Genomic DNA, 21,460 nt, shown 5'->3' with positions numbered 1-21,460 from the left:
GGTAAGAAGAAAATCTTTTTTCTTTAATTTTATAAGATCAACGAAATAAAAGAAATTATGAAAAATCTAACCTTGTCTTGTTTGCTTTTATCCGTTATCGGATTGCAAAGTTGTAAAAATGAAGAAAAACAAAAAGCCGCCGAAGCTGTAAAAGCAGAAGGCGAAGCAGTAGTAAGCACTGCATGCTATAAAGCAATTTATGAAAAGGATACGATAGATTTAAAACTGAATACGCTGAAAAACGGAAAACTAGCTGGAGATATGGTGATGAAAGTCGCGCCTTCAACTGTTAGAACAGGAGAAGTTGCGGGTGAGTTTCATGGTGATACTTTATTTGTAGACTATACTTTCAAGGACAATGTGAATGGAGATAAGACTTTCAAAAATCCGATGGCGCTTTTAAAACGTGATAAGCAGCTGATTTTAGGAAATGGAGTTATGCAAACCACAATGGGAGTAACTTATTTAGTAAAAGATCAGCCAATTGATTTTGAAAGCGTGAAATATAAGTTTGACGAAACAGAGTGTAAATAAATCCTTAGTCTCTAGTCCTTAGTTTTTTAGTCTTTTTTCTAAGCGCTATTTCTAAGGACTAGGGACTAAAAAACTAAGGACTAAAAGAACAAAAAAGCCGTTTCTAAATCTAGAAACGGCTTTTGTTATTATAAAATTTTAATTCTTATAGCACTTCACCCTTAATTTTAAGAGCTACTCTTCCGTCAGGATAGTTTACTGCGTTGGTTTCAACAGTAATTGTTTTACGAATAGGTCCTGCAACCATATTATATTTTACATCGATTTTTCCTTTTTTGCCCGGCATAATTGCTGCCGCAGGTTTTGTAACAATGATTGAACTTACTGTAGATTCTGCGCCTGTAATTAATAAAGGAGCATCTCCGGTGTTGGTAAATTCAAAGGAACGAAGCCCGTTGTCACTTTTAGAAATTTTTCCATAATCAATTGTATTATCAGGGGCTGCAAATTCAATTTTTGGGCCGTTTTGTGCATAACTTATCGCGCTAAACAATAAGACTGCAATAAAAGAGGCTGCATTTTTCATATGAAATTAGTTTTTAATTGTAAGTAAATATACATTCTTTTAATTAACACACAAATTATTAATTCGCTTTTTATAGTCTACTTAATTATTTACTTTTGCTGTCAGTTATAAATACAAAAACTGAACCAAAGTTTCGTTTATTTGTTTAACTTGTCTAATCCTTATAATTACCGATTAAACAAATTACTGATAAAACGAATCAATAAAAATTAAACGATTAAACATATATAAATGACAATTCCAGCACAATTTGACGCTAAGACGATTGAGAGTAAATGGTATGATTACTGGATGAAAAATAATTATTTTCATTCAGAACCAGATCATAGAACGCCGTACACCATTGTAATCCCACCGCCAAACGTCACTGGAGTCCTTCACATGGGACATATGCTGAATAATACAATTCAAGATGTTTTAATTCGTAGAGCACGTTTGAAAGGATTCAACGCTTGTTGGGTTCCAGGAACAGATCACGCTTCTATTGCAACTGAAGCAAAAGTTGTAGCAAAATTAAAAGCAGAAGGAATCAATAAAAATGATTTGACCCGTGAAGAATTCCTAAAACATGCTTGGGAATGGACCGATAAATATGGCGGAACAATCTTAGAACAGCTTAAAAAATTAGGTGCTTCTTGCGATTGGGAACGCACTAAATTTACAATGGATCCAGATATGTCTGCTTCTGTAATTAAATCTTTTGTTGATTTATACAACAAAGGATTAATTTACCGTGGCTACCGAATGGTAAACTGGGATCCTGAAGCGAAAACTACTCTTTCTGACGAAGAAGTAATTTACGAAGAACAGCAAGGAAAATTATTTTTCTTAAAATATAAAATCGAAGGTTCAGAAGATTTCTTGACGATTGCAACAACACGTCCTGAGACTATCTTTGGAGATACTGCTATTTGTATCAATCCGAATGATGAGCGTTTTACACATTTAAAAGGTAAAAAAGCGATTGTTCCGATTTGCGGAAGAGTGATTCCGATTATCGAAGACGAATATGTTGATGTTGAATTCGGAACAGGGTGTTTGAAAGTTACGCCTGCACACGATATGAACGATAAGACTTTGGGTGAAAAACATAATCTTGAAATCGTTGATATTTTTAATGAAGATGCAACTTTAAACAGTTTTGGATTACACTATCAAGGAAAAGACCGTTTTGTAGTTCGTACTGAAATTGCAAAAGAATTAGAAGAAATTGGAGCTTTGGCAAAAACAGAAATCCACTTAAATAAAGTTGGAACTTCTGAAAGAACAAAAGCGGTAATCGAACCAAGATTATCTGACCAATGGTTCTTGAAAATGGAAGAATTGGTAAAACCTGCTATAAAATCAGTTTTAGAAACGGGGGATATTAAATTGCATCCAAAACGTTTTGAAAACACTTATGCGCATTGGTTAAACAACATCCGCGATTGGAATATTTCTCGTCAATTATGGTGGGGACAGCAAATTCCTGCTTATTATTATGGTGACGGAAAAGAAGATTTCGTAGTTGCAGAAAACATCGAAGATGCTTTAGCTTTAGCAAAAGAAAAAACTAAGAACTCAGGACTAACGACTCAGGACTTAAAACAAGATGTTGATGCCCTAGATACTTGGTTCTCATCATGGTTATGGCCAATGTCTGTTTTTGGTGGAATTATGGATCCGGAAAGTCCAGATTTTAAATACTATTATCCAACAAACGACTTGGTTACAGGTCCAGATATTTTGTTTTTCTGGGTTGCCAGAATGATTATCGCAGGTTACGAATATGCGGGTGAAAAACCATTTACCAATGTTTATTTGACCGGATTAGTTCGTGATAAACAACGTCGTAAAATGTCTAAATCATTAGGAAACTCTCCTGATCCTTTAGACTTGATCGATAAGTTTAGTGCAGACGGTGTTCGTGTTGGATTGCTTTTAAGTGCTTCTGCAGGAAACGATATCATGTTTGATGAAGAATTATGCAGCCAAGGAAAAGCGTTTTCTAACAAAATCTGGAATGCTTTCAAACTGATTAAAGGTTGGGAAGTTTCAGATTCTATTCCGCAGCCAGAATCTTCAAAAGTAGCAATCGAATGGTACGAAGCGAAATTGCAGCAGACTCTTGTTGATATTGAAGATAATTTTGAGAAATACAGAATTTCAGATTCATTAATGGCGATCTACAAATTGGTTTGGGATGATTTCTGTTCTTGGTTCCTTGAAATGATCAAACCGGCATACCAACAGCCAATTGACAGCGTAACTTTCGCGAAAGCGATCGAAATGTTAGAAAGCAATTTGAAGTTATTACATCCGTTCATGCCTTTCTTGACAGAAGAAATCTGGCAGTTAATTGCAGAAAGAACTCCAGAAGAAGCTTTAATTGTTTCAACTTGGCCTGAAGTAAAATCTTTTGATGCTAAATTGATCGCTGATTTTGAAAACTCAATTGAAGTAATTTCTGGAATTAGAACAATTCGTAAAGACAAAAATATTCCGTTTAAAGATGCAATCGAATTAAAAGGAATCAATAGCGAAAATGTTTCTACTTATTTTGATTCAATCATTACGAAATTAGGAAACGTTTCTGCTTTCGAATATGTTTCTGAAAAAGTAGACGGTGCATTGTCTTTCCGTGTAAAATCAAATGAATATTTCATTCCGATTACAGGAAACATCGACGTTGAAGCTGAAATCGCAAAACTGACAGAAGAATTAAATTATACAAAAGGTTTCTTGAAATCGGTGGAAGCAAAACTTTCTAACGAGAAATTCGTAAACGGAGCTCCAGAGAAAGTATTAAATCTTGAAAAGCAAAAACAAGCCGATGCTTTAGCAAAAATTGCTACAATTGAGCAGAGTTTGGCTGGTTTGAAGTAATACGCTTGATAGCCACGAATTCACGAATTTTTTTATTGTGAGCGTACTAAAAAAAGCGTTTGAAAAAGTTAACCCGACACGTTTTTAAAACCTGTCGGGTTTTTAGTTTTTTTTCGCCACGAATTCACGAATTTATTTTTTATAATCTTTGAGCAAAACAAATAATTTGTGATTTGCTAAACACATCGATTATAAAAAATAAATTCGTGAATTCGTGGCTATCTTTTTTTCTTCAAAACCAAAAACAAAGGATAAGAAACCACAGCAATCGCGACAATAATAAGAAAACTAATAGGATCACTGTAAATAAATCCTCCAAGTAATGCGATTGAAAATATAATAGCAAGTATGGTTGTCCACGGATACCAAAAAGAACGGTAAGGTCTTGGTAAATTAGGTTCTTTGGTTCTTAATTTTAGAAGAGAATAATAAGCCAATCCCCAAACGATTATCGAGATAAAAGCAGCGAAAGAAAATAATACTTCGAATGAGCCGATGCAAATTAAAAATAAGCTGAAAAATGAAGAAACTAACAGCGCGACAATTGGTGTTCCGCCTTTGTTAACTTTTGTTCCTTGTTTAATGAAAAATCCGTCACGACTTAATCCGTAGAGAATTCTTGGCGGAATCATCATAAAAGCATTCAGAATACTGATTAAAGAAAAAATCGAAATTACCGTTACGATTTTGGCTCCGTTTTCACCAAACAGAATTTTAGCAACATCGGCTGCAGCCAAATTGGATTTTGCTAAAGTTTCGATTGGCAGAACATGAAAAAATGCTGCATTTACCAAAATATAAATGGCCACAACCAATAAAACGCCACTGTATAAGGATTTAGGAATATTTTTGCTTGGATCATCATTTTCTTCTGCAAAAAAACAAACGGCATTCCAACCATTATAAGTTCCAATGATAAGCTGAAGTGATTTAAAAAATCCAAAAATAAGTCCGATTTGAAAGATGGAATTATCTGTTTTTATTGGCGGAACTTCAACGCCAGAATACATAAAACAAGCTACGACCAAAGCCACAAAGCAAATAACTTTCAATAAGCTGGTAATTTGCTGAATCACGCTTCCGTTTTTGACACCGCTTAAATGCAGCAATACAAATGCAACCAATAAGGAAATGGATAAAACTGTAGAATAATTGGCTAGTTGCGGAAATAGAATAATCGTGTATTCACTAATTACGATACAATAAAAAGCAGGCGGAATAGCATTTACAATATAATCGTACCAGCCAGAAAGAAATCCAGCATATTCGCCCAAAGCTCTTTTGATGTAGTTGTAAGATCCTCCGGCTTTTGGCAACATTGTAGCCAATTCAGAATAGGAATTAGCTCCCAATAAAACATACAAACCGCCAAAAAGCCAAGAAGCCAGAATAAGCCAATAGTTATTGAGCATTTCTGCAATTGTTCCAGGTGTTCTTAAAATTCCGACACCGATTGTTCCTCCAATCAAAACGGCAATATTAAAACTTAGGCCTAAACTTTTTTGCAATTGGTTTTTCTTGGAATCTGACATTTCGAGTTAGTTTTTAGGGATATAATTTCAAACAAAAATAGTGTTAATTGAATTAGTATCGGACTTAAAATAAAAATCCCAAGACTTTTCTGTTTTCAGGAAAATCTTGGGACAAAAAAATCTAATTCAATGTTTTTTAGAACTTGTAACGCAAGCTTGTCATAACCTGACGTGGAGCGATTGGGTTCACACTATAGTTCTCGTGAACCGTATAATTTAATGTGTTTGTAATGTTTGATAACTTGCACAGAATAGAGAATTTTTGCCAAGTATATCCAAGAGAGGCATCAATAGTAACATAGCCTTCTAACGGAATATCACGATCTCTAATGGTTACGGTATACGTTTTCGGATTTGTTGCAGGTTTGTTTTCTGTCCAAACATAATCATCATTCCATCCGCCTAAACGGTCTCCGACATAATTTCCAATTGCACCAAAAGAAACATTTTTAAAGAATCCCGACTGCAAAGTATAAAAGAAACTTAAGTTAGCCGTATTTAAAGGTGTTCTTGCTACGCGATCTCCTTGTACAAAACTTCCGTTTAATCCAGAAGTTTTAGTGTAGCGCATATCATTATAGCTGTATCCTGCAATAATATTTAACCCATCTGCTGGTCTTGCTGTCACATCAATTTCAACACCTTTACTTTTTGTTTCTCCACTTAGCATTTTAATGTTGGCATCTAAATTATCTGTTCCATCAGCTTTGTAAGGTGCCATTTGTGCCAAGTTGCTGTTTGTAATTTGGTAAACCGTAACATTTGTGCTTAATAAACCTTTAAAGAAATCTGTTTTTACACCAGCTTCATATTGATCGATAATGGAAGCTTCGATAGGCTGTAAATCGACAGTTGTTCCAGTATTTGGCGTAAAAGAGGTTGAGTAACTTCCGAATATCGAAACATCTTTTGTTGGCTGATACACTAATCCAGCTTTTGGAGAAAACGCATTGTCTAAACGTTTTGGCGTAATTGTCGGGACTGCATCTTGCGGATTTCCTGCGCCTGTTTTTGTTTCTTTGTAAGTACTAACTTCTGCTTCCTGCCAAGACCATCTGATACCTGCTAAGACTTTAAATTTGTCTGTAATTGAGATAAAATCCTGAAAATATATTCCAAAACGATTGGTGTCTGTTTTTGTGATTTGAGTCGCTCTATCAGTTGTCGGAATATCCATTCTTTGATTTGCTGGATCAAAAGTAAATAGATTTATAGTATCATAAAGAGTTGGTCCGTAAACTGGTTTGCCATCTTTTGTTCCAGTAATAACATATTTCTCGTCAAATGTAAAAGTATAAGCGGTCGCAAATGAGTTTTCCCAATCTACACCTGTAAAAATCTGATGTTTTACAGATCCCGTATTAAAATTTCCTTGCAAACTTAATTGGTCTCCAAAGATCTGCTCTAAGTTTTTATTCTTTGTTAAACCTCTATTCCAATCACCAGGAGTTGGATAAGTATCTAAACCTGATAATTGAGCGGTAGAATAGCTTCCTCTATCAAAATTTTGGAAAGAAGAGTTGAAGTTTAATCTCCAGTTTTTGTTGAAATCATGGTTTAATAATACCGATGCACTAGCAGATTTTGTATTACCATTTGACCAAAGAGATCCGTAGAAAGCATTGCGTGGAAGATCAAGAATTTCTTTCCCTATAATTCCAGTTCCAAAATCGGGTGTCCAGTCTGCGCTTAGATAATCTCCTTGAACCGTAATTTGAGTTTTTGGATTCACAATAAAAAGTAAAGACGGATTAATGTAGAAACGTTTATTTTTTACAACATCTCTAAAGCTTTCTGAATTTTCGTAAGAACCGTTAATTCTAAATGCAATTGATTTATTAAGACCTCCATAAAAATCAAATGCAGGTTTGTAATACTCGTAACTTCCTATTTGCATAGAGATTTCTCCACCGCTTTTAAACTGAGGAGTTTTGGTAACTAAGTTTAAAATTCCCCCTGGAGCGACATTTCCAAACAATAGGGCAGAGCTACCTTTTAAGAATTCAACTTTATCTAGACCCGAAACATCAGGAATTGATCCTGAATTGTAACGGAATCCGTTTTTAAACATATTATTGGCAGACATATCATAGCCTCTTGAGAAGAAAGATTCCTGTGCGCCACCACGTGCAGAGCCCACATAAACTCCATTGGCATTTTTAAGTACTTCGCTTAATCTAATAGCTTGTTGTTGTTCGATAATTTCAGAACCAATAACTTGTATAGATTGCGGATTGTCCATTGGTTTTAATCCAGAGCGAACTGCTGTTACTGGTTTTGGTTCTTTGGTTTTAGTAACGACTACTTCATTTAAAATTTCTCCTTTTTTATTCTTAACGGTATCGTTTACAGATGAAGCAGATTCAGAGTTTGAATAGTCTTGACCATAAGAGACAAAACTTAATAATCCTAATGCAAATAGTAAATTGTATTTCATGGTATTTATTTAGATTCAATAAAAATAGATCGCCGCAAATATACAATTGCATGAATGTGTTAAGGAAATTTAGAGGGCGTTTTCTTACTTAAACCTTGCTTATTATTGTCTTAAGATTTGCTTAAGAATTTTTCAATGTTATTTTAATTTTGTAGTTAAAGCAAAAAAAACCTTGCCGTGAAGCAAGGTTTTTTAAATTGAAAAAAAATCTAAGAATGAGTTTCTTCTAAATTATTTTACTGCAATTTGGTAAGTAGCCATTTTCCAGATTTCGTCGTATTTTTTTCCGTTGTGTTCACCAGAAGCTTTGTCTGTGTGAGCGTATTCAACCATATAATTTCCAGACCAGATCGGAGTAAAAGAGAACTCTCCTTTATCATTTGTCCATAATTCTTTTTCCCATCCGTTTGGAGCGATAACTTTGATTTTTGCCTCTTTAGCGATAGCACCATCATAAGAAGCAACTCCAGTTACTTTTGTATCTTTTTTTGCAACATCGGCATTTTCTGAGAAAACAGCAATTTTGTTTGAATTTGCTGTGATATTGTTTCCAGCATTTTTGTTTCCAACCACAACATTTGCGCTAGAATTATAATCTAATTTCATAGTTCCGTAAACATCTCCTACAGTGTGCTGCATTACAATCGTGTAAACGCCATCTTCTGTTGGAGTAAAGAATGCTTGATATTTATTTTCTAAAGCTTTTGCAGTTAGTTTCGTTTCTTTTTTTGATGGACTTACTACAATTAAGCTGAAATTTTTCAAATCAGAAAACCATTTGTCTGCTTTTGTAATGTCATTGTCAGAGAATTCTCCAAAGTAAACAGAAATTTCCTGAGCTTTACCTTTTGTTCCTGTAGCTTTAGTTTCGATCCAAAGTGCGTGTGCAAATGTTGGAGCCGATACAAGCATTAAAAAGAAAAAAGCTATGATTTTAAAAGTATTTGATTTCATACGATCAAGTTTAAATTATTAGAATGATATTTTTTACAAACATAAGTCTTATTTAGAACAATTAAAAATAAAACTTAAAAAAGTCTCAAAAATCCTGTTTTTAGGAACTTTGAGACTTTCATTATATTTTTAAATAATATTAAAATTTATAAGCAAAACTCGCGACAACATTTCTAGGTTTTTGCGGGTTTAATGTAGACCAGCCTCCATTAAAATAATCTTTATTGGCAATGTTGTTTACGTTTAAAGCAACGCGAAATTTATTCGAATTATAAAAAACAGATCCGTTGATTACAGTATATTCTGGAAGCACAAATTTTCCTGTTACCGAACTGTCTAAAATAGCATTATCACTCGCATAGTTTCCGCCAAAGCCAAGACCAAAGTTTTCTAGTGTTCCTTCTTCAAACTTATAAGTTGCCCAAAGGTTTACCAAGTTTTTTGGACCAGACCAAAAAGGTCTTTTTCCTTGTTCCAACCAAACATTTCCTTCATCGCCTTTTGTAATTTTACTGTCATTATAACTGTATCCGGCAATAATGCTTAAGCCTTTAATTGGATTTGCATTTAGGTCAAATTCAAAACCGTTGCTTCTTGCTTCTCCGCCTTGAGCGCTAAACATTGGGTTGCTCGTTACCAGATTGGCAACATTAATAGTATAGTAACTAATAGTTCCTGTCAGTTTATCCGAAAAAAGATTGGCCTTTATACCCGTTTCAAACTGATTAGCATGTTCTGGCTCAAAAGTTTGAGAGCCTATTAAGTTTCCGTCATCATCATAAGTTGCTCCTGGAGCAATATTTCTGAAACCGTTCATGTAATTGGCAAAAACAGATAATTTATCTTCAATTGGCTGATAAATCAATCCAAATTTTGGAGAAAGAGCGGTTTGCGTGTATTCGTCACCGCTTGCATTGGCATTTCCGTCATTGTCAAAATAATCGATTCTTAAACTCGCCATAGCCAATAAAGTTGGCGTAATATTTAATACGTCTGAAGCGTAAGCACTGTAAGTAGCATCTTTCGGATTATAGTTTCCTGCCGCTTCGTTTGCCAAAAGTCTATCTACAGATGTTGTAGTTAGAAAATTAGGATTGTCAGCATCAAGCTGTCTCACTTCGCCTTGAGCGGTAAGATTGTATAAATGGCCATAGCCAGAACCACCATACATTATATTTCTTTCAAAATAATCTAAACCTACAACAAGTCGATTACGCATATTGCCAATTTTAAAATCACCAATAAAATTTTGCTGAATATCTGTTGTTGCTGTCTGAGATTGTTCTTTAGTTATCCATAAGGCAAAATCTTTGTTTCCGTCTTCATTATCGTAGATATACGTGTAATATCCTTGAGATTTGGAAGAACCTCTTGATAATACCGTTTGTGAAGTCCATTGATCTGAAATTTTATACAGCATTTGTGCCTGTAAACTAAATCTCGGATTTTTCATTGACAAATCATTACTGTAAAACGATAGATTGGTATTGTAATTCAGTTCTGCTAAATTTGCCCATTGCAGTGGAGTATCTCTACCCAGAAACAACATAGAAGGCGTTGTTTTTTCTTCCTGCATAAATTCTGTATTAATTAAAAAAGACAGTTTTTCATTTACTTTAAAAGATAGAGAAGGCGCAACAAAAAGAGAAGTGCGGAATCCAGCATCCTGAAAACTATTTTCTGTCTGATAAGCTGCGTTTACTCTAAAAGCAATATTGTCATTATCGTCAAGCGGAGTATTTACATCTGCCGTCACTCTGTTAAGACCAAAACTTCCTGTAAGATAAGAGAACTCGCCGCCAAAACCGCTGTAAGGTTTTTTGGTTACGGTATTAATAAGACCGCCGTAGCTTACTAAACTGCTTCCAAACAAAGTTCCAGAAGGCCCTTTTATAACCTCAATACGCTCTACATTTGCAGGATCAAGACTTCCGTTGGTAAGGCCAGGCAAACCATTTACAATATTGGCTTGAACTTCAAAACCACGTAAAGAATAATAAGATCCTCCATCGCCGCCACGGCCTGTAGATTCCCAAAGTTTTTGAATTCCAGGTACATTTTTTAAAGCATCTTCATAATTAGTAATCGCTTGTTCTTTTAGCAATTCTGAAGAAACAATATTGTAAACCTGAGCATTTTCAAGATTTTTCAGGGGCATTTTTGAAACGTAGTTACTTTGTTTCGGGAATTTTTTTCCTCGGTTATTAGTAACAATCACCTCTTTCAATTGTTTGTCAGAAACCGTTAATTGCAGATCAAGAACAGAAGTTTCATTTGCCGTTACGGTTACTTGCTGTTCTAAAGTTTCATATGCAGTTAAGGAAACTTGCACGGTGTATGTATTTGGTTTTACTCTGTTAAATTCGAAAGTTCCGTCTTCGTTACTGATTGTTCCGTATTTTGAACTTTTAAGAATAATGTTTACTCCAACAGCAAGTTCTCCATCAGATGTTTTAATAGTTCCTTTAATTTTTCCTGAATTCTGCTGAGCGAATACATTTACACTTAGCAGAAATACTAAACAGATAATAGTCGCTATCTGCTTTAGGGGATTTAAATAATTCATGGTTTTTCTTTTTTTGGTTTAGTTTTTATTTAAAATGAAAAAATCCTTATTTACTTAGAAATAAGGATTTTTGAAATTGAAATATTATAGTCTAACGGTAAGATTTACTGCAAAATTTGAGATTGCCTGACCCATTCCGTAAGAATCCCAATATTTTTTATCTGTCAGGTTATTCCATTTAACGCCCAATCTCCACATTGGTCTGTCATAAAATACTGTTGCATTGTAAACAGAATAAGATGGGCTGTAGAATCCTTCATCTTCAAATTTATATTGTTTGTCAACGTAGTTTCCTCCAAAACCAAGTCCGAAATCTTTTAGCACATTCTGAAATTTATAAGAAACCCAGAAGTTAACCACATCTTTTGGTGCACCGCTTACTGTATTGCCTTCAATTGCAGCATTGTCTGATTTTACGATACGATTATCATTATGAGCATAACCAGCCATAATATTTAAACCTGTTAAAGGATTTGCAATTAATTCAAAATCAAAACCTTTACTTACTTGTTTACCGTCTTGATGCGCAAAACCATCAGCATCAGTTCTTAAAGCATTGTCAATTGTAATATTATAATAACTAAGAGTAGTGCTTAGTTTTTTGTCAAAAGCTTCAGCTTTTACACCACCTTCAAACTGATTGGCGTAAACTGGTTTTGCAATAAATAAAGTTCCGTCTGGCTGTTGTGGTGATTGCGTATTCTGAAAACCATTCATGTAATTTCCAAATAAAGAAACCTGATCTTTAACAACCTCATAAACCACACCTAACTTTGGAGACAAAGCCGTTTGGTTATATCCTTCTGAATCTTCCAATTTTTTCTGAACATAATTGTCTAAACGCAAACTCAACATAACCGACAAACGATCTGTAAAGTTTACAACATCTGAAGCATAAGCACTAAAAGTCTCTTCACTAGGAACTCCAAATGCCATTGGAGTCAAATTGGCATCGACTTGTGCTCTTCTGATAGGCTCAAAAGGCTGTGTAACATCGATAACATCAAGAACATTTGTAGTGGCATAATTAAAAGATGCTTTTGTAAACCTATAATTTAATCCAACTAATAGTTTGTGTTTAATGCTTCCTGTAGAAAATTCACCATTAATATTTTCCTGTATATTGGTGAATTTATTGCGGATTGGTCCAAATTTCGACACCATTCTTTCTACTTCTGTAGCAGAATTCCATTTCGTATAATATTGGTAACTATAATCTACCTGTTCGTCTACAAGAGAAAAAAGTGTAGTCGATTTCCAGTTGTCTGCCAATTTATATTCTGCCTGAGCAAAGATTTTTGGCGATGTCGTTTTAGCATCTAGATCATCCGCAAACAAACTAGTTCTGTAATCCAATTTCAAATCGTTCGGATTCGTAAGTCCTGCTGCGTAAGAGCGTCCGTAAGTTGGACGCGTATTGTTGGTGTTGTAAATTTCTGTATCTACAGTAAACGTTAATTTGTCTGTTGCTTTGTAAATAACACTTGGGGCAAATAAAAATGTTTTATTGAAACCATAATTTAGAAAACTGTTTTCTGTATTTCCAGAAGCATTAAGTCTAAACAAAACTTTATTATCTTTCGTTAAGGGCATATTAAAATCTACAGCCACACGATTTAACCCAAAGCTTCCGCCAGTATAAGAGATTTCCGTTTTTCTAGTCTCAAAAGGTTTTTTCGTAACCAGATTGACAACACCACCAAAAGAAGAAACAGAAGAGCCGAATAAAGTTCCCGATGGCCCTTTTAATACTTCAATGCGTTCCACATTGTCGACAGAAATAGAACTTCTTCCCGTAAGCGTTTCCATACCGTTTCTGGCATTTACTCCGGTACTGAAACCTCTAAAAGAAATTTCGAGTCCACCAGAAGGATAGATTTTAGTCACAATACCGGGCGCATTTTGCACCGCACTTCTAATGTCGACTGCAACTTGCTCTTTAAAAAGTTCTTTGGTTATAACGTTATAAACCTGCGGATTTTCCAGATTGCTGATAGGCATTCTTGCCACATAATCTGTTTTTTTGGTAATCATTTTATTATTGTTAATGATAACTTCCTGTAGTTCTTTATTAGAAAAATTTAATTGTAAATTAAGTGAAGTCGTCTCATTTTCTGTAACCGTAATTTCTTTTTCTAAAGTTTCATAACCTGTTAAAGAAATTTGCAAAGTGTAAGTGTTGGCTTTTACTTTACTAAATTCAAATGCGCCGTATTCATTTGCTGTGGTGCCATATTTTGAATTTTTTAGAATGACATTTACGTCAGATGCTGGTTTTCCGTCAGAAGTTGTAATAACTCCTTTTATTTTACCATTGTTTTGCTGTGCTGATAAATTAGAAATAACAAAAAACAAAAAGGCAGATAGAAATTTTAAATGCTTAAATTTTATAATATTCATGGTTTGAAATTTGGTTGGTAATTCATTTTCTTATTTAGACTGAATAAAAACAGCGCAAATGTAGCCATAAAAGTGATGTATGCAACTCTTTTGAAGGTTATTTTTTAATGTTATTTTAATGTTGGATGGATTTATAAAATGTTAAAAGAACATTTAAAAGAATCTTCTTTTAACTATTTCCATAAGTTAAAGTTTTAAATGTTTTACTTTTGCAGTCAGAAAAAACGACTTCATGATTTTACCCTTTTTTAAAAAGATTCAAAATACGCCTAGAGGATATCGTATTGCCAACACTGTCTTTTTCTTCCTTTCAGGTTTTGGCTATTCTTCTTGGGTTTCGAGAATTCCACATATACAAGCACAATTGCATTTGTCTGAAGCCGAATTTGGAGCAGTTTTATTCGCTTTTCCGATAGGTTTAATGCTAACAATGCCTTTTACAGGAAAACTGTTAAATAAATACAGCAGCCGTTATATTATGCTTCTAGGAGCAGTTATGTTTAATGTGGCGTTGTCTTTGCCTGGTTTGGCGGCATTTGTTTGGCAGCTGGTTATTATACTTTTATTCTTTGGCGCTTCTCGAAATATTTTCAATTTATCTATAAATGCGCAGTCTCTCGAAGTGCAGAAACTCTATCCAAAATCGATTATAACGCGTTTTCATGCCGTTTGGAGTATTGCCGTTTTTTCGGGAGCGGGTTTAGGCTATGTTATGGTTACGCAGAAAATTGCACCATCACATCATTTATTGGGAGTGAGTATTTTTATGCTGGCGCTAACGGCTTGTTTTTATCCGATGAGTATTCATAATGAACCTGTTCCGGTAAAAAAGAAATTCTTCTCGATGCCAGAAAAGAATCTGATAAAATTTGCTATGATTTGTTTCGTCTCTATGGCGTGCGAAAACACGATGTACGACTGGAGCGGAATTTACTTCGAAAATATTCTAAAAGCTTCTCCAAAATTGACCAGTGCCGCATTTGTCTTTTTTGCATCGGCAGTAACGTTAGGGCGTATTTTTGGTGATTATGGAGTAATGAAATTTGGAACTAAAAAAATCCTGCTTTACAGCGGAATATTAATAACAGCTGGTTTTGGCCTTTGCTTTATTTTGCCGTATGCGTATCCAACTATTTTTGGTTATGTTTTGATTGGTTTTGGAGTTTCTTGTGTTGTTCCGCTAGTATTTAGTATTGCTGGAAGATCTTCAAAATTGAGCAGTGGTTCTGCTTTGACTTCGATATCCACAATTGGTTATTTGGGGTTTTTATTGGTTCCGCCAATGGTGGGTTTTATCTCCGAATATTTAAGCATGAAATGGGCTTTCCTAATTATGGCACTTCTAGGAATCCTGATGATTTTTATGGTGAATAAGATCGGGGAGAATGAGTGATTTTTTTAAGCTTCTAAGGTGATGCTGAGGTTCTAAGGTTTTTTGTAGCGAAGACGATAAGGCAGGAAGTTTTTAATTTTTTAATCTCGCAAAGTCGCGGAGTCGCAAAGTTTAGAATTCCGTAGGAATGAACCATTTTGTAGCCACGGATTTTAATCCGTGGGGTTTATGAAACGAAACCAATTCGAAAATTCCGTAGGAATGAATTATTTTGTAGCCACGGATTTTAATCCGTGAGGATATGGAATAATACCAATCAAAAGTTCCGTAGGAACGACACATTTATTGCCGTGCTAATTTATCTTTTCTTCATTAGAAACTTTTCAGAAGCAGTTTTCCCTTTTTTCATTCCGAAAATCTCTGCGACTAGAGAATCATTTCCAACTTTATTGTACACAATTTTAGATGGATAATCGTGTTTTGGGTTTTCAAAAACAATTTGATTGTCGGTAGACGAAGTCATTTCAAAAGTTACGGGAAGTTCGTCATTTTGTCCTGGAACAGTTACGATAAAAGATAATTTACCATTTTTATCTTCAAGATTTACATGTTCTCCAAAAACGGTATCTTTTCCTCCAACAACAAAATACGATTCACCAAAATAAACCGAATCATTTACTTTTTTCCAGCGCTCTGTTAGTTCGCCTTCTTCAGATTTATTACCCCATTCGCCAATAAACCACGAAGCTTTTTCGATAGTATAAGACTTCACAGGAGTTTCTGTTTTGATTTCTTTTTTACAAGAAGTGATAGATGTTAATCCAAGTACTAAGAATAAAGAAAACGGTAGTTTCATGATGATTTTTTTTAGTTAAAATAATGTAACGATGGCTTTGTAAGTCCTTCGACTTCGCTCAGGAGGACACAAAATGTGGGCAAAATCTTCGTGCCTTCGTGGCAAAGCAAAAAAATTACTTCTTAGTCAAAACAAACTTCTCAGAAGAAGGCTTTCCATTCAGATTCCCAGAAATTTCAGCTGTTAAAGTATTATTGGCACCTTTTGTATAGGTAATCTTTTGCGGATAATCATGTTTTTGATTTTCAAAAACCAATTGATTTTCAGATTCAGTAGTAGAAGGGAAGAAAACAGGTTTGTCTTCATTCTGGCCTTTTACTGTCGCTTTGTAAGTTAGCGTTTCACCCAGTTGCGCTAGAATGATAGTTTCAAAATGCAACGTATCTTTTCCTTTAATAAAATAAGATGAAGCACTGAAAGTACTGTCGTTTAGTTTTTGCCAATTCTCAGATAGAACTCCTTCAGGAGAAGTATTTTCCCAGTTTCCGATTAACCAGTCGGCTTTTTTGATTTTATCTTTTTCGATAGTTTCTTTCTTCTGGCAAGAAACAAAAGCTATAATAAAGGCTATAAGAGTAATTTTCTGAAACATATTTACGAGATTTTGGGTTTATTATGAAGTACTAAAGTATGAATTTTTTTTCAGCCACGAATTCACGAATTTTCATTGATAAACTGAATGATTAGTTTGCTTTTAATTTTACGAATTAATTTTTTACTGTTAGCCACAGATTATAAAGATTAAAATGATTTTTTTGTTTCACGCAGATTCTGCAGATTGAGCAGATTTATTTTGATTTTAAAAATTTAAAAAATCTGCTTAAATCTTTTAAATCTGCGAGAGAAAAAAATTATGATTCTAAAAAAATAAATTCGTGAATTCGTGGCGGAAAAAAACTTTAAACGCTAGCACTCAAAATCTCGTAAACCAATTCTTTTGTTGGTTTTTGGTCGCCAAGTTTTGCTCGAACATCGTCGAAAGTCACTTTAAAATCGCAACCCGACTTATACTCAGCGCAGCCGTAAGCCGTTTTGCCTTTTAGGATAGTTCCTTTTTTACATTTCGGACAAACCAATGCGTCTGAGCTTTCTTTTGTTTCTGCTTTTTTATCTGTTTTCTTTGGCTCTAATTTCAATTTGTAATTTTCTTCAAACCGAATCAAACCTTCAACCGTTCCAGCATCGGTTTTAAAACCTTTTATGTTAACCGTCGAACCCTTCTGAACCAATCTTAAATACTGGCTTTCTGTGATTTTTTTTTCATGGAAAACAAAAGGCAAAACAAAATCGCAACCCGATTTGTATTCGCTACATCCAAAAGCCGATCTGCCTTTTAGAATATTCCCTTTCTGGCATTTCGGACACGTTTCTGCGGAAATTCCAGATGCTTTCTTTTTTTCTTTTTCTGCTTTTACAGTAGGCTTTTGAACCATTGCGGCATGCGAAATATTGGCATGTTTCGTTTCCATTCGCACCTCATAAACCAAAGCTTCAACCATGCGTTTCATGTTTCTTATGAATGCCGCAGCGGTGAAAGTACCTTTCTCGATATCTTTCAGCTGTTTTTCCCAAGTTCCCGTAAGTTCGGCCGATTTCACCAATTCATTCTGAATCGTATCAATCAGCTGAATTCCAGTTAAAGTGGGTAAAACTTGTTTTTTATTTCGAACAATATACTGGCGTTTAAAAAGCGTCTCAATGATATTCGCGCGCGTTGACGGACGGCCAATTCCGTTTTCTTTCATCAATTCGCGTAAATCTTCGTCGTCGACTTGTTTTCCAGCCGTTTCCATCGCACGTAGTAAAGTTGCTTCGGTAAACTGATTAGGCGGTTTGGTTTCTTTTTGAAGAAACGAAGGTTCATGCGGACCTTTTTCGCCAACCACAAAACTCGGCAGCAAATCAGGTTCTTTTTCCTTCGCGTTCGGATCTTCAAACACAACACGAAAACCTTTTTTGAGGATTTCTTTTCCCGTTGCCTTAAAAGTCACATCGGCAGCTTTTCCAATAACTGTCGTATTGGCGACTAAACAATCATCATAAAAAACAGCAATAAAACGTCTTGTAATAATATCATAAACCTGCTGCTGATTGAAAGGCAGATTATTTTGAACACCAGTTGGAATAATCGCGTGGTGATCGGTTACCTTTTTATCATTGAAAACCTTTGGAGATTTCTTGATTTTCTTTCCTAAAAGCGGTTGGGTCAATTCAGCATAATTGGTTAATTTTTGCAGAATTCCCGTTACTTTCGGATAAATATCTCCAGGAAGAAAAGTCGTATCAACTCTGGGATATGTGATTACTTTTTGCTCGTATAATGTCTGTGCAATTTTCAGTGTTTCTTCTGCCGAAAATCCAAATTTCTGATTGCAATAAACTTGTAAACCAGTCAAATCGAAAAGCTTTGGAGCGTATTCGTTTCCGTTCTTTTTGTCAACAGAAACAATTTCGAAATCACTTTCTTTGACTTTTTCGGCTAGAATTTCTCCGTCTTCTTTCTTCAGAAAACGTCCTTCTTCATAACTAAAAAGTGTTTCTCTGTACAAAGTCTGCAATTCCCAATACGGTTGCGGTTTAAAGTTTTCGATTTCTCTAAAACGGTCTACAACCATCGCCAGTGTTGGGGTTTGCACACGCCCGATAGACAAGACTTGTTTGTAACCGCCATGTTTTACGGTATACAAACGCGTAGCATTCATTCCTAAAAGCCAATCGCCAATGGCTCTCGAAAATCCGGCGTAGAATAAATTATCGTAGTTTGCAGATGGTTTTAAGTTTTCAAAACCTTCTTTTATCGCTTCAGTTGTAAGTGACGAAATCCATAAACGTTGAATTTCGCCTTTGTAATGCGCTTCGTTCATGACCCAGCGCTGAATCAGTTCTCCTTCTTGTCCAGCATCCCCGCAGTTTATCACCACTTCGGCTTTGTCAAAAAGACTTTTTATGATTTTAAATTGTTTCTGAATTCCAGAATTTTGAACGACTTTGGTTTCGAACTTTTCTGGAAGCATCGGCAGATTATTCAAATCCCAGCTTTTCCAGTGCGGTTTGTAATCGTTGGGCTCTTTTAAGGTGCATAAATGCCCGAAAGTGTAGGTTACCGCATAACCGTTGCCTTCATAATAACCATCGTGTTTGGTATTGGCACCCAAAACGGCTGCTATTTCTCGTGCGACACTTGGTTTCTCGGCAATACAGACCTTCATTCTTTCCTTTCTTGATTAAGGAGCGAAAATAAGGATTTTTGGAGAAAGGGACAAAGGTTCTTTTGGTTTTGCCACTAAGACGCTAAGGCACTAAGTTTTTAATTATTGAATAATTTCAATTAAAATTTGTTAGAAATTTTTGTTTAAAATTATCTTAAAATAACAGAAAAACTCTTCTGAATGTGTAATTAAATTTCCTATTTTTGACCGTAACCAAAAACAAAATAATTACCCAAATGACTAACTCTACTCCAAAAACAAGCTTGCCTAAAATTTACAGTACGACCGCATTAGTTGCTTATATTTATGCCGTTTTTACAATTGTTTTTTTAGTCTACAAAGAATTTTTCTATGTAGATCAAACTTGGTTTCATGGATTAATGGCAAATGGTTTGGCTGTTATAAGTACTTTTGTCTGGTTCGGAATATTGATCGTTTTTAAACTTTTTCTAAATCAAATACTTCATTATAAAAAAGCAGATTCTTTAATAATTGCATATTTAGTTTTCTTGGGTATATCAATTTATTCAGTTGGTAAAGTCCTGCTAGATTCTATATTACTATTTATGTCTTTAGGAAGCGGAGATGAATTAAATGCTTCAATGGCTTTCGCTGCGACATCTTTTTCTGGTGTAATCTGGCTCATACTTTCTACTGTTGTAATGATTTTGATTACTATTTTATTAGGAAACCGAATTCGAAAAATTACTATTGTCCACAAAAATCTTTTCAAAATTTTAGGTTTTTCATTGATCGTATTAGGCGTCTGTTCAGCGCTTGAGTTATTTCGTGTTGTCGAAAGCGAAATTATCGTGTTTTTGCCAAAAGCATTTGTGGTTGCTGTATTAGGTTATATTTTAAATGAGACCAGCAAAATGGAGATAGCCGATTTGCCATCTTTACCAGAACCAGTAATAAACAATGTAAATCATTCTAAAGCTAATGTTGCGCCTCAAAACGAATCTGTAAAAGCAGAGAAAGCAGCTGTTTTAAAGAAAAGCAACGAAGCTGTTCCAGAACAGATCATAATTCCAAATGTTGATCTTAACGAACTTGAAAATAAAGAAGCGGTTCTTTCGTACTTTGAAAACCTTTCAAGAGACGAAATAAACAGATTGGAGATTGTGGTTTCTAAAAAATACGATCATATTCCAACAGGCGAACAATTGAAAAATCTGATTATTTACCATATTGCCGAAAAACGACTTTATGATCATAATCGATATGCACCGCAATAATATTTCCTAATTATTAATCATCGGATTCAAATTTTCATCTTTATTTCTTAAATCCAATCCGCCTTCGTAAACTGATTTCAGATTGGTCAAATAAAAATGCCAGCCATTGGAACAGCCCAATCTAATGTATTGTTTAGAATAATCATCTGTTGGAATATTGTGGTGACGAAGTTCTACAATCGTATAACCTTCTGCTTCGCTTAGTTTTATATCCACTAGACAGCTTCCCTCAAAAGTAAACTGCAATTGGTCTTGTCCGTTGGCAGAAACGATTTTTCCTTTCATTGCGTCTTTGTACAAATGCCAAATCCATTCGTAACTAGTGTCTGTTAGAGCATTTTTGTCTTTGTCTAATGGTTGCTGAGTGGCATCAAAAAAAGAAACTTTTTCTAGAAACCATTTTTCCAATTCATTGGCTTTTGTCCAAGCATTATAAATATCTGAAAGAGTAGCTTTGACAGCTATTTTTTTTGTGAAAGAAGTCCAGTCGAAGTTTTCCATTACTGATTTTTTTAGTTGTTATTTTTTATTCTTATGAAGCTTTGGTAATTAGTTTTTTTTAAGGGTATTTTTTAATATTCTGTAATAATTTCCAATCAGGACATTGAAGATTTGCGGTTTTCAGCTTCAGATTTTCAATTCCGCCCAGATCTATAATCCAGTTTTCGATTTTCTCTTCAATATCAAAAACATTCCCTATCATATCTGATTTTCCACGAATTCCAATTGCTGGATAACTTTGTTCTAAAAAGTTGTTGAAAGAAATTAGAAAGACTTCTATATCATCGCTATCTACGTTTAAAATAACTGGTATTTCTCTTCGAATATATTCCAGGCAGATTACAATTAAATCATAATCCCAATTTAATTTTTCATAAATATTAAGTTCGATAGGAGTAAAACCAATATTGTTAGTCGATTCCATAATTGAAAGTGTTATGAAATATCACTTTTTCAAATGATTATTTGTTAACTATCAAATATATAAAATAGAATTTACTTTTATCTTT

15 protein-coding genes are annotated in these 21,460 nt (G+C 34.6%); 4 read left to right on the top strand and 11 right to left on the bottom strand.

Annotated elements, in window-relative coordinates:
• Positions 1–57 precede the first annotated feature (57 nt).
• A complete protein-coding gene (locus ACWA1F_RS09695; RefSeq protein ID WP_456893581.1) occupies positions 58–534 on the top strand; it encodes a hypothetical protein in 477 nt (158 codons plus the stop codon).
• Between the two features lie 145 nt (positions 535–679).
• Here the strand turns inward: ACWA1F_RS09695 and ACWA1F_RS09690 are convergent, their stop codons facing one another.
• Positions 680–1,060: a DUF1573 domain-containing protein gene (locus tag ACWA1F_RS09690; RefSeq protein ID WP_456893580.1), complete on the bottom strand. Its 381-nt coding sequence runs from the start codon at positions 1,058–1,060 to the stop codon at positions 680–682.
• Positions 1,061–1,291: 231 nt separating this feature from the next.
• Between ACWA1F_RS09690 and ACWA1F_RS09685 the strand changes: the two genes are divergently transcribed.
• Positions 1,292–3,925, top strand: coding sequence for a valine--tRNA ligase (locus tag ACWA1F_RS09685; RefSeq protein ID WP_456893579.1), 2,634 nt, complete (start codon positions 1,292–1,294; stop codon positions 3,923–3,925).
• 218 nt (positions 3,926–4,143) lie between these two features.
• On the opposite strand, the gene ACWA1F_RS09680 is transcribed toward ACWA1F_RS09685, so the two are convergent.
• The 5 genes from ACWA1F_RS09680 to ACWA1F_RS09660 form a co-directional block, all read right to left on the bottom strand.
• Positions 4,144–5,457 carry an APC family permease gene (locus ACWA1F_RS09680; RefSeq protein WP_456893578.1) on the bottom strand — a complete coding sequence of 438 codons (1,314 nt, stop codon included), beginning with the start codon at positions 5,455–5,457 and terminating at the stop codon, positions 4,144–4,146.
• Between the two features lie 136 nt (positions 5,458–5,593).
• Positions 5,594–7,894, bottom strand: coding sequence for a TonB-dependent siderophore receptor (locus ACWA1F_RS09675; RefSeq protein ID WP_456893577.1), 2,301 nt, complete (start codon positions 7,892–7,894; stop codon positions 5,594–5,596).
• Positions 7,895–8,125: 231 nt separating this feature from the next.
• On the bottom strand, positions 8,126–8,848 hold the full coding sequence (locus ACWA1F_RS09670; RefSeq protein WP_456893576.1) for a DUF4198 domain-containing protein: 723 nt from the start codon (positions 8,846–8,848) through the stop codon (positions 8,126–8,128).
• Between the two features lie 139 nt (positions 8,849–8,987).
• Entirely contained in the window at positions 8,988–11,414 is a 2,427-nt protein-coding gene (locus tag ACWA1F_RS09665) for a TonB-dependent siderophore receptor (RefSeq protein ID WP_456893575.1), read from the bottom strand.
• Between the two features lie 84 nt (positions 11,415–11,498).
• Positions 11,499–13,814, bottom strand: coding sequence for a TonB-dependent siderophore receptor (locus ACWA1F_RS09660; protein ID WP_456893574.1), 2,316 nt, complete (start codon positions 13,812–13,814; stop codon positions 11,499–11,501).
• Between the two features lie 232 nt (positions 13,815–14,046).
• Between ACWA1F_RS09660 and ACWA1F_RS09655 the strand changes: the two genes are divergently transcribed.
• On the top strand, positions 14,047–15,207 hold the full coding sequence (locus tag ACWA1F_RS09655) for an MFS transporter (RefSeq protein WP_456893573.1): 1,161 nt from the start codon (positions 14,047–14,049) through the stop codon (positions 15,205–15,207).
• A gap of 298 nt (positions 15,208–15,505) precedes the next feature.
• Here ACWA1F_RS09655 and ACWA1F_RS09650 read toward each other — a convergent pair whose 3' ends face one another.
• The 3 genes from ACWA1F_RS09650 to ACWA1F_RS09640 all read right to left on the bottom strand — a co-directional run bounded on the left by ACWA1F_RS09650 (position 15,506) and on the right by ACWA1F_RS09640 (position 19,212).
• The gene (locus ACWA1F_RS09650) at positions 15,506–16,003 is read right to left on the bottom strand and encodes a DUF6265 family protein (RefSeq protein ID WP_456893572.1); all 498 of its coding nucleotides are present in this window, start codon (positions 16,001–16,003) and stop codon (positions 15,506–15,508) included.
• A gap of 115 nt (positions 16,004–16,118) precedes the next feature.
• Positions 16,119–16,595 carry a DUF6265 family protein gene (locus tag ACWA1F_RS09645; protein ID WP_456893571.1) on the bottom strand — a complete coding sequence of 159 codons (477 nt, stop codon included), beginning with the start codon at positions 16,593–16,595 and terminating at the stop codon, positions 16,119–16,121.
• A 307-nt stretch (positions 16,596–16,902) separates the two neighbouring features.
• Positions 16,903–19,212 carry a type IA DNA topoisomerase gene (locus ACWA1F_RS09640; RefSeq protein WP_456893570.1) on the bottom strand — a complete coding sequence of 770 codons (2,310 nt, stop codon included), beginning with the start codon at positions 19,210–19,212 and terminating at the stop codon, positions 16,903–16,905.
• Positions 19,213–19,448: 236 nt separating this feature from the next.
• Between ACWA1F_RS09640 and ACWA1F_RS09635 the strand changes: the two genes are divergently transcribed.
• Positions 19,449–20,450: a hypothetical protein gene (locus ACWA1F_RS09635; RefSeq protein WP_456893569.1), complete on the top strand. Its 1,002-nt coding sequence runs from the start codon at positions 19,449–19,451 to the stop codon at positions 20,448–20,450.
• Between the two features lie 6 nt (positions 20,451–20,456).
• On the opposite strand, the gene ACWA1F_RS09630 is transcribed toward ACWA1F_RS09635, so the two are convergent.
• Together ACWA1F_RS09630 and ACWA1F_RS09625 are read right to left on the bottom strand one after the other, a co-directional pair.
• Positions 20,457–20,951 carry an SRPBCC family protein gene (locus ACWA1F_RS09630; protein ID WP_456893568.1) on the bottom strand — a complete coding sequence of 165 codons (495 nt, stop codon included), beginning with the start codon at positions 20,949–20,951 and terminating at the stop codon, positions 20,457–20,459.
• Between the two features lie 58 nt (positions 20,952–21,009).
• Positions 21,010–21,375, bottom strand: a complete 366-nt coding sequence (locus ACWA1F_RS09625) for a hypothetical protein (RefSeq protein WP_456893567.1) — start codon at positions 21,373–21,375, stop codon at positions 21,010–21,012.
• Positions 21,376–21,460: the final 85 nt, after the last annotated feature.

It is taken from the genome of Flavobacterium erigeronis (assembly GCF_054075165.1).
This window is presented reverse-complemented; position numbering and strand designations above follow the sequence as displayed.

Excerpts from the sequence above, each read along its gene's own strand:
- ACWA1F_RS09635 (WP_456893569.1), top strand. The coding sequence starts at position 19,449 with ATGACTAACTCTACTCCAAAAACAAGCTTGCCTAAAATTTACAGTACG.
- ACWA1F_RS09640 (WP_456893570.1), bottom strand. The coding sequence starts at position 19,212 with ATGAAGGTCTGTATTGCCGAGAAACCAAGTGTCGCACGAGAAATAGCA.
- ACWA1F_RS09695 (WP_456893581.1), top strand. The coding sequence starts at position 58 with ATGAAAAATCTAACCTTGTCTTGTTTGCTTTTATCCGTTATCGGATTG.
- ACWA1F_RS09670 (WP_456893576.1), bottom strand. The coding sequence starts at position 8,848 with ATGAAATCAAATACTTTTAAAATCATAGCTTTTTTCTTTTTAATGCTT.
- ACWA1F_RS09625 (WP_456893567.1), bottom strand. The coding sequence starts at position 21,375 with ATGGAATCGACTAACAATATTGGTTTTACTCCTATCGAACTTAATATT.
- ACWA1F_RS09655 (WP_456893573.1), top strand. The coding sequence starts at position 14,047 with ATGATTTTACCCTTTTTTAAAAAGATTCAAAATACGCCTAGAGGATAT.
- ACWA1F_RS09645 (WP_456893571.1), bottom strand. The coding sequence starts at position 16,595 with ATGTTTCAGAAAATTACTCTTATAGCCTTTATTATAGCTTTTGTTTCT.
- ACWA1F_RS09685 (WP_456893579.1), top strand. The coding sequence starts at position 1,292 with ATGACAATTCCAGCACAATTTGACGCTAAGACGATTGAGAGTAAATGG.
- ACWA1F_RS09650 (WP_456893572.1), bottom strand. The coding sequence starts at position 16,003 with ATGAAACTACCGTTTTCTTTATTCTTAGTACTTGGATTAACATCTATC.
- ACWA1F_RS09630 (WP_456893568.1), bottom strand. The coding sequence starts at position 20,951 with ATGGAAAACTTCGACTGGACTTCTTTCACAAAAAAAATAGCTGTCAAA.
- ACWA1F_RS09660 (WP_456893574.1), bottom strand. The coding sequence starts at position 13,814 with ATGAATATTATAAAATTTAAGCATTTAAAATTTCTATCTGCCTTTTTG.
- ACWA1F_RS09680 (WP_456893578.1), bottom strand. The coding sequence starts at position 5,457 with ATGTCAGATTCCAAGAAAAACCAATTGCAAAAAAGTTTAGGCCTAAGT.
- ACWA1F_RS09675 (WP_456893577.1), bottom strand. The coding sequence starts at position 7,894 with ATGAAATACAATTTACTATTTGCATTAGGATTATTAAGTTTTGTCTCT.
- ACWA1F_RS09665 (WP_456893575.1), bottom strand. The coding sequence starts at position 11,414 with ATGAATTATTTAAATCCCCTAAAGCAGATAGCGACTATTATCTGTTTA.
- ACWA1F_RS09690 (WP_456893580.1), bottom strand. The coding sequence starts at position 1,060 with ATGAAAAATGCAGCCTCTTTTATTGCAGTCTTATTGTTTAGCGCGATA.